Here is an 8,609-nt window from a genome sequence, read left to right as displayed (position 1 = left end):
CCGCCCCCCTCTCGCTCGCCCGCCCGTGCGGCGTGGTCCTATCGCGGAGCTCCTCGCGCCCCCCCGCGTGGGGGGGGCGGGGGGGGCCGGCGCCGCCCCCCCCCCCCCGCCACTTGCGGTTCTTCCCGGGAGCGGCGAGGCCGCCGAGCCGGCGCGCCCCAGAACGTCACGGCCGGTGCTGGTATTCGAGAAGCGTTTCATTGCGTTCCACAACCTCGTCTGCCCGTGCACCCGCCGCCACGCCGTCCAACCGGTCGTCCGAGGGGGCGGAGCAGGCGCGGACGCCCTGCCCCGGGGCGAAGAGGGGCGCTCGGCATATTGCAGTCGGAACGGAACCCGGGCAGTGACACCTTCGCCCAAGACGTCGCTGTAGAGAGTGCCGACCAATAGACGGTCCGGGGCCTCTGGGCGTACCCGCCGGGCGCCGCCGTATTGTCGGCGTGTGAACCTGCCGGAGCAGCGGGGAATGCGGGTCCGCCTGCCCTTATGACCGGTTGCCATGAATCCGGAGGTCAGAACGTGATCATCGCTTTCCTTGCCTTTATGGCTTTGGGTCTGGTCGCGGCTGTAGCGCCAGGCGCGATCCTGGGATACGCATTCGTCGCGATGAGCGGCAGGCTGTCACGCAGGGTCAGGGTCCCACTGCTGCTGGCCTTGGCGACAGGTTCGGCAGCGATGTGGCTGGTCGTGGTAGAAGCCTCCAACATCTGGCGGCCGGTCATCGTGATGCTGTCGTTCACCGCGACGCTCGTCTCGGGAATCACGTCCCTCGTGCTCGAAGCCCGTAGACGGCGCGCACCCCAGTTCCCTACCGCGGTGTGGCCTGGCTGATATCCACCAACCGACTCGTCGAGGTGAGTGTCGTCGGTCAGTGAATCTGCGCAGTTCGATTCTGACGTGGAATTGCGCAGGTTCGTTGAGTGCTGTGCAGTTTCACGGTTGTTGACCTATCGGTACTCCACCAACCGTCAGGTCGTCGTCGATGCCGATACCCAGCTGGTCGTTGCCCGCGGCTCCTGAAGGGTGGGATGGGCGCGGGCGCGGGCGCGGGGTGCGCAGAGCAGGTCGACGTTGCCGCGACGTCTCGCATACCCATAGCTCCCTGGCCCGCCTACCGCAGCTCAGTCCGCCGAGCGCAGGATCTGCGCGACGGTCGGGCCCGCCGACGATCCGCCGCGCCCGCCCGCGGGGACGACCGCTGCGGCGGCCAGGTCGTTCCGGTAGGCCGTGAACCAGCCGTTGGGCTTCTTCTGCCCGTCGACCTCCGCCGACCCGGTCTTCGCACCGATCTTCCCGTCGAGCCCCGCCATCGCTTCGGCCGCGGTGCCCGAGGTCGCGGTCAGCCGCATCAGGGAGCGCAGCTGCTTCGCGGTGTCCGCGGACAGCGGGCGGGACGACTTGGCGAGCTGCCGGTTGTCGACCGACGGGGCGACGACGTACGGCTGGTGGAAGGCTCCCGAACGGACGGTGGCCGCCACCGACGCCATGGTGAGCGGGTTCATCCGGACTCCACCCTGGCCGATCAGCGAGGCAGCCTTCGGGGCACCGTTCTGCACCGGAAGCGCACCGCCGAAACTTGGCACGCCGGTCCCCCAGGTCAGCCCGATCCCGAAGACGTCCCGCGCCTCCTTGGTCAGCTCGTCGTTGTTGAGCTTCTCGGCCTGGCTGATGAAGGCGGTATTGCAGGAGCGGGCGAAGCTCTACTCGAAAGTGCCGTTCTTGATCTCGAACTTGTCGTCAATCTGGAACTTCCAGCCGCCGTATGTCACGTACTTGGGACAGGGGTGCGGCTCGCCGTAGGCCGCGAGACCCTTGTCGATCAGCAGCGCCGACGAGATGACCTTCATTGTGGAGCCGGGGGCGAAGGAGCCCTGGAAAGCCATGTTGAATTCGTCGGCAGGGGAGTTGGCGGCAGCGAGGATCTCGCCCGTGACGGGGTCGAGGACGACCGCCGCGGCTTTCGAGCGCTTGCCCACCGCCTCCTCGGTCACCCTCTGGAGCTTTGCGTCGAGCGTCGTACGGAGAGTGCCCGGCGTGCCTTTGGAGAGCACCTTGAGGGTCTCGTCAGGGCGCTCGGAGTCCTTGCCGTCTGCTTGCGTACCCGAGCCCGAATCGGCGTCCGTTTTGTCGGCGCGCGCGATCCACAGCTCCACGCCCGCCGTCCCACCGGCCTTGTCCCCGTGCCGCTCGCGCAGGCTGGAGAGCACCTTGCGCAGCGCTGGGTGTTCCTTCTCTGTCAGCGCCGCGCCGTTGCGGTCCACGGCCTTGATGGGCGGAGCCTCCGCCCTGCCGGTCTTGAGGGTGTCGCCGCCACCCAGGTCCGGATGGAGGACGGTGGGCCGCCAGCCGACCAGCACCTTGCCCGTCTTCTTCTCACGGACCGCTTCGAGCTCGGATCCGTACGTCCAGGTGCTGTTGAAGGCGCTGATTGCTGCGCAGGTAGCCCAGCTGCTCGCCTGCGGGGCCGTGTTTGTCCTGTATTCCGCCGACGGCTGCCTCGGCCCGTTCAACGGGATAATCGATGTCTGCCACTGGCGCCCCGTGAACGGGGTGGAGATCGGCAGACGGGTCATTGCTTTCACCCTGGTCAATGCGGTCCTCAGCTCTGCGTGCGGTGCCCTGATCGGCGCTGGCGGGGCGTGGGTGGTACGCAGGCTGGGCCGTACTCCGGTGGGACAGGGCCGCGTGCCGCGCCGGGTCGACTCACGAGCCAGGCGATGGAGATTCCCCGAAGTCGCTGCTGCCTTCGGGCTCGCCGTTCCCACCGTGCTGCTGATCGCCATGCCGGGCCCCCACCCTGCTGCCTCCGCCTCGCTCAGATCCGTTCAGGACCTCGCCAGGGACCCCGGGAACGGCTCCACTCCTGCGCCGCCGACGCCAGGCGCCTCTCCAACAAGGCCTGAGGACCCCAAGGTTCGGGGCTGGAAACTCTGGTCCTGGTGGTCCGGCGGCGTCCGGCACCTAGCGAAGATCAATTCTGCCGCAAACGATCTGGATGCCGAACGCAACAAGCTACTGGCACTTCCGCGACACCCGGACGGCACAGTCACCGTCGACGAGAAGGGGTACAAGCGTGCCTGCGGTGCGATGCTCGCCCGTGTCGACGAGGCCCAGGCATATTTCACAGTCCCCGACCCGGCTTTACAGAAGCCTTGGGCCGACGCCCTGAACCGGATACACAATGGCGCGATGGCCTGTCAGGAAGCCACCACAGTACCCCCCAGCGAGTCAGCCGCGCAGAACACCGAGCGTGGTAAAGGCTTTGTTGCTGCCCTCAGCGAGATGGCACAAGGGGTGAAGGACATTAACAGCGCTTTCCAGAGCATTGAGACCGCCGCAGACTACAAACCCAGGTAGGCAAACGGCGTCAATCCTCGTGCGTCAGTGAGGGCGAGCACGTCGTGGATCAGTTCCAGCAGCTCGGCTTCATCGTTGCGAACGCGCCGCGAGAGCATGCGCTTGCCGTTTGCGTCGAGCGCCACACAGTGGTGATGCTCCTTGCCGATGTCGACTCCGGCCCACAGCTCGGCATGGCCACCTCGCCAGCTTGTTGTCCGCCAGCCCTGCGGACGGCCTCGCCGACGTTGTCCTACACAGCGATCAAGTCGCGTATCCCAATGAGCGGTTCAGGCCGTCACGGGGCTCTCTCAAGTTGTTGTGGGCGGCGTGAGATGTTCTTGCTGTGGGCTGTCGTGGGGAGGGGCTGGTTGTGGCGTCCGAGGAGTCGGTGTCGTACAAGGGGTACCGGTTCCCGGCCGAGACCATCGGAAACGCTGTGTGGTTGTACCACCGATTCCCCTTGTCCTACCGGGAGGTCGAGGGGCTCCTCTTCGAGCGCGGCGTCACCGTGTCTTACGAGAGCGTCCGGGCTGGTGTGCCACCTTCGGTCCCGCCTAGGCGAAGGAGCTGCGCCGCCGGCAGCCGCGTCCCGGCGACAAATGGCACTTGGACGAGGTGTTCATCAAGGTCAACGGGAAGGTGCGCTACCTGTGGCGGGCGGTGGACCAGGACGGGCCGGCGATCTCCGACACCGTCTGCCCTATTCTCAACCCCGCCTCCGCTCACATCGCCCGCGCGATGTCCCCTGCCTCTCCGGCCCCGTACGCGCGCACCACTCGACCGTGCGCGGGCGGGGATCCCGACGAGACAGGAACGGAGCGGCTCTCGTTCGCGAGCGCCTGCGCCGACAGGGTAGGTGCCGATTGATCATCCGGCCAGGTCAGCGGCGTGACAGGTGGTCGGCTGCGCGCGGTGGTCCGGGTGCAGCGGAGAGTGTCGGTTCCGGCGTGATGATCAGATCACGGTTGCGAAATTCCCGAGGAGGGCGGGATGCCGGGCGGCTCCCGCGATCGGCCGACGAATTTCTTGGCTCATTCGGGGCAGGGTGTCGATCAAAATCCCGAACGGAAATCATTGGCAGCACAATCCATGCTGGTCCGATGCATATACCGATATGGATACGGATACGGGGCGTGCGGAGTATGCTGGAAAGTGCCGGAGGACTTACCGGCAGGGCGACTGCGAGGAGGTGCATATGCAACTCGGCAAGACAGGGTTGCTGATCCTGCGCCTCGTGACCGCGAAATTCTCGCCCGGCTATTCAGCGGGAAAACACTAGAATCCTCATGTGGTCCGCGGAGAGCAGGGTCGGCCCTTTCTGTTCCGATCGGCGTTCACGCGGGTCGCAGGCCGTTTCCGCAGAGATGCGGAGGCGGCCTCTTGGTGGGCCGGTCGACCCATCGGTCGGCTGCCGGCGAACACGTGGTTCGGGAATACCGTGGAAGCATGTCTGTCTACGTCAAGCTTGCGAGAGAGGCCGGTCCCCCGCGGAGCTGTCCAGCGAGTCACTGGACATGCAGTACGAAGACAAGCCGGTGACTGTCACCTTATGAGTACGACGTGCATCCGAGCGGGGCACTGCGGGTCCTGTGCGTCTCGGAGAACGGTCCCCACGTCGTCGAGGGGGGCACGTCGCAGTACGTGTTCGCCGAGTGGAGCCAGATCAACTTCTTACACCTCGGAGCCACTTCAACTCCGTGCGGTGGTGCCCAAAGAAGTGCTTACAAACATGTGCAGGTGAGAGGCCATACTTGACCAGTTCCGCACGGTGATTCCCAAGCTCAGGTGCCCGCTACCAGCTGAGCGGTCAGAGTCCTCCTCACGTGCCATGATCCACGCGTTGCCGTCCCGTGGCTAGCGACGCAGTCTGAAGGGAGCGACACCCAACTCGTGAGGTGAAGCCCATGAGCCGCCTCGTCCGTCCGGGAGTCTCGTTGCTCTTGATAGCGGGAGCGATGGGCGTGAACGGCTGTGGGGGCGCCAACTCAACGCCCACGCAGAACGCGACGACAGTGACCAACACCGCTACCGTTGAGCCGACGACGCCAGCCCCTACGCCCCCTCGACCGACGGCGCCTCCGACACCCACCGACACGTCGTCCGTTGTCCACGAGTATTTCGCTGCCATCAACGCTCGGGACTACCGACGGGCATGGGACCTCGGGGGCAAGAACCTCTCCGGCTCCTACGCGGCCTTCGTGGATGGATTCGCCACCACCACCCACGACACAGTCCACATCCTCCGCGTGGACGGCGACACCGCCTCGGTCAGGTTGGAGGCTACGCAGACCGACGGCTCACTACGGGTCGTCGAAGGCACCTACACGGTTCGCGGCGGCACGATTGTCGGGGCTGACCTACGCGAGGTCACAGAGCCGGAGCCGCAACCCAGCGAAGCCTCCTCCTACTACAAGAACTGCGACGAGGCACGAGCCGCAGGTGCCGCACCGCTGCATAAGGGAGAGCCCGGCTACGCACCACATCTCGACCGGGACGGCGACGGAGTGGCTTGCGAGCCGTATCCACCGTGAGCCCAGGCGCTTGGTGACCGAGCTAGACGGCCCCGGCTGCAGTACAGCAACCACCGCGACCGCAGCCAACCGTCATTGTCCTCGTCGTGGCGGGGGTGGCAGCGCTGGAGTTCGGCGGGGCGCACTGAGCCTTACACGGATGCAGCCCACGGGCTCGGGCCCTGCCTGCACCTGCCGCGAACACTCACAAACAGACCCGGATAGAGATCACTCGATAGTGGTGGCTCCCTTTCCCCGGCACTGGCACCCATTCCGCGAAGAATCGACCAAGGTGCACCCAACGTCACCTGCGTGCTCGCCCCGCTGATCGTCTTCACCGAATGTGTGCCGGAGCCCGTTCAGCCTGCCGAAATCACTCACAGGGACGACACCGTCAAGGCGCTGTAACGCAGCTCTGGCCAGCGAAAACGTACCTGCCTCCTTCCCCCGGCTGGCTGTCGGTCCGGGCTAATGGGGGTCCTTCCACGGAACGCGACGGGTACAAGCAGCCGGGCCACCACTGCCGCGGGGGCTGGCCGGAGCGCGTACCGGGGCGGAGAATGGCCGTGTTGCTCTGCTCGCCGGTTGGGCGGTGGTCGGATGACGCAGCAGTACCTCGTCGGGGAAGCGTCCGTGCTCCTGGCGCAGCTGGAGTCGTCCGGCACCGATCCTGTGGTCGCGCGCGAACTCGCACGACTGCGCCACGAGGCGGAGACGGGGCCGGTCAGCCGGCTGGGCTCGGTGGCGCTGCGGGCGCTGGAGCTGACCGATGAGTTGTGCCGGGACTCGCTGCGGCGGGGCGACGTCCCCGCCTTCCTCCGCCAGTGCGTCTGCGGCGCCGACCTGCGCGAGTTCTGTGTCTGCGCGCGGCTGCTGACGGACACATGATGTCCCGCGCCGCCAAGGACATTTCAGGAGGTCATGTCGATGGCACACGAACCGGAACCCCAGGTCTCGGAGGCGCAGATCGCAGTCCACTGGCGGGAGGAGGACTACTACCGGCCTCCGGCCACGTTCGTCGCGCAGGCGAACGCGGCCGATCCCGCCATCCTGGAGCGGTTCGGCGAGGACCGCTTTCCCGAGTGCTTCAAGGAGTACGCGGACCTGCTCAGCTGGGACTCCTCCTGGCACACGACACTGGACACGAGCGATCCGCCCTTTTGGAAGTGGTTCGTCGGGGGCCACCTCAATGCCTGCTACAACTGCGTCGACCGGCACCTGGCGGGCAGCCGGAACAAGGCCGCCTTCATCTGGGTACCGGAGCCGGAGGAAGCCGATCTGCAGGCGATCACCTATCAGGAGCTGTACCGGCGGGTGAACGAATTCGCCGCCCTGCTGCACGACTTCGCGGGCGTCAGGGCCGGTGACCGGGTCACCTTCCATCTGCCGATGGTCGTCGAGCTGCCGGTCGCGATGCTGGCCTGTGCCCGGCTGGGTGCCATCCACTCCGAGGTGTTCGGCGGGTTCTCCGGCACCGCGTGCGGCGACCGGATCGCCGACTCGGGCAGCCGGGTGCTGGTGACCATGGACGGCTACTACCGGGGCGGCACCCTGGTCGACCACAAGGCCAAGGCCGACGAGGCGGTAGCGGCCGCGGCCAAGCTCGGCCAGGAGGTCGACAAGGTGCTCGTCTGGCGCCGCCACTCCGGGACGTACGCCTCGGACAGCCCTATGGTCGTGGGCCGGGACTACTTCGTCGACGAGCTGCTGGGCGGCTTCCGCGGCCGCAGCGTGGAGCCTGTCTCCATGCCCGCCGAGGCACCGCTGTTCTTGATGTACACCAGCGGGACGACGGGCCGGCCCAAGGGGTGCCAGCACTCCACCGGCGGCTATCTTGCGTACGTCACCGGCACCTCGAAGTACTACCAGGACATCCATCCCGAGGACACCTACTGGTGCGCCGCCGACATCGGCTGGATCACCGGGCACTCGTACATCGTCTACGGGCCGCTGGCGCTCGGGGCGACCAGCGTGCTGTACGAGGGCGCACCCAACCACCCGGATGCCGGCCGCTGCTGGCGCATCGCCGAGCGACTCGGCGTGAACATCTTCCACACGGCGCCGACCACCATCCGGATGCTGCGCAAGCTCGGCCCGGACGAGCCTGCCAGGTACGACCACCACTTCAAGCACATGACGACGGTGGGCGAGCCGATCGAGCCGGAGGTCTGGCGCTGGTACCACGACGAGGTCGGCAAGGGCGAGGCGGTCATCGTCGACACCTGGTGGATGACGGAGACCGGCGGCTTCCTGGGCACCACGCTGCCGGCGCTGCAGGCGATGAAGCCGGGCAGCTGCGGCCCCGGCGCGCTGGGCATCTACCCCGCCATCTATGACGAGAACGGCGAGGTGGTCGAGGCCGGGAGCGGCAAGGCGGGCAACATCTGCATCCGCAACCCGTGGCCCGGCGTACTGCAGACTGTCTGGGGCCAGCCCGAACGTTTCGTCGACATCTACTACGGCCGCTACTGCCGCGATCCGCACAGCACGGACTGGCGCGACTGGCCGTTCCTGTGCGGGGACGGGGCGGTGCAGGCTGCCGACGGCTACTTCCGCATCCTGGGCCGCATCGACGACGTCATCAACGTCTCCGGGCACCGGCTGGGCACCAAGGAACTCGAATCCGCCGCCCTCACCGTCGAGGAGGTGGCCGAGGCCGCCGCCGTACCCGTCGTGGACGAGGTGCGCGGCCGCGCCGTGGAGATGTACGTGGCCCTCAAGCCCGGCCTGGGTGCCGGCCCGGAGATCGAGCGCAAGGTG

Annotated in this window: 5 protein-coding genes and 3 pseudogenes; 6 read left to right on the top strand and 2 right to left on the bottom strand. The window is 67.0% G+C overall.

Annotated features, from left to right (window positions below):
- Window positions 1-519 precede the first annotated feature (519 nt).
- Entirely contained in the window at window positions 520-831 is a 312-nt protein-coding gene (locus AB0I10_RS39280; protein ID WP_363157543.1) for a hypothetical protein, read from the top strand.
- 290 nt (window positions 832-1,121) lie between these two features.
- Here AB0I10_RS39280 and AB0I10_RS39275 read toward each other — a convergent pair.
- Window positions 1,122-2,408, bottom strand: a pseudogene (locus AB0I10_RS39275) (penicillin-binding transpeptidase domain-containing protein); the annotation flags it as partial.
- 358 nt (window positions 2,409-2,766) lie between these two features.
- Between AB0I10_RS39275 and AB0I10_RS39270 the strand changes: the two are divergent.
- Window positions 2,767-3,357: a hypothetical protein gene (locus AB0I10_RS39270; RefSeq protein WP_363157542.1), complete on the top strand. Its 591-nt coding sequence runs from the start codon at window positions 2,767-2,769 to the stop codon at window positions 3,355-3,357.
- Window positions 3,358-3,380: 23 nt separating this feature from the next.
- On the opposite strand, the pseudogene AB0I10_RS39265 reads toward AB0I10_RS39270, so the two are convergent.
- A pseudogene (locus tag AB0I10_RS39265) lies at window positions 3,381-3,524 on the bottom strand (transposase); the annotation flags it as partial.
- A gap of 185 nt (window positions 3,525-3,709) precedes the next feature.
- Between AB0I10_RS39265 and AB0I10_RS39260 the strand changes: the two are divergent.
- From AB0I10_RS39260 to AB0I10_RS39245, 4 genes and pseudogenes are all read left to right on the top strand, one after another.
- Window positions 3,710-4,014 (top strand): annotated as a pseudogene (locus tag AB0I10_RS39260) (DDE-type integrase/transposase/recombinase); the annotation flags it as partial.
- A gap of 1,229 nt (window positions 4,015-5,243) precedes the next feature.
- Entirely contained in the window at window positions 5,244-5,870 is a 627-nt protein-coding gene (locus AB0I10_RS39255) for an excalibur calcium-binding domain-containing protein (RefSeq protein WP_363157541.1), read from the top strand.
- Window positions 5,871-6,449: 579 nt separating this feature from the next.
- On the top strand, window positions 6,450-6,737 hold the full coding sequence (locus AB0I10_RS39250; RefSeq protein WP_363157540.1) for a hypothetical protein: 288 nt from the start codon (window positions 6,450-6,452) through the stop codon (window positions 6,735-6,737).
- 39 nt (window positions 6,738-6,776) lie between these two features.
- Window positions 6,777-8,609, top strand: a 1,833-nt coding sequence (locus AB0I10_RS39245) for an acetate--CoA ligase (protein WP_363157539.1), incomplete at its 3' end; no start/stop codon positions are given.

It is taken from the genome of Streptomyces sp. NPDC050636 (assembly GCF_040654775.1).
GTDB lineage: Bacteria > Actinomycetota > Actinomycetes > Streptomycetales > Streptomycetaceae > Streptomyces.
Note: the sequence above shows the minus strand (reverse complement) of the source record. Positions and strands in the feature narration are given on the sequence as shown.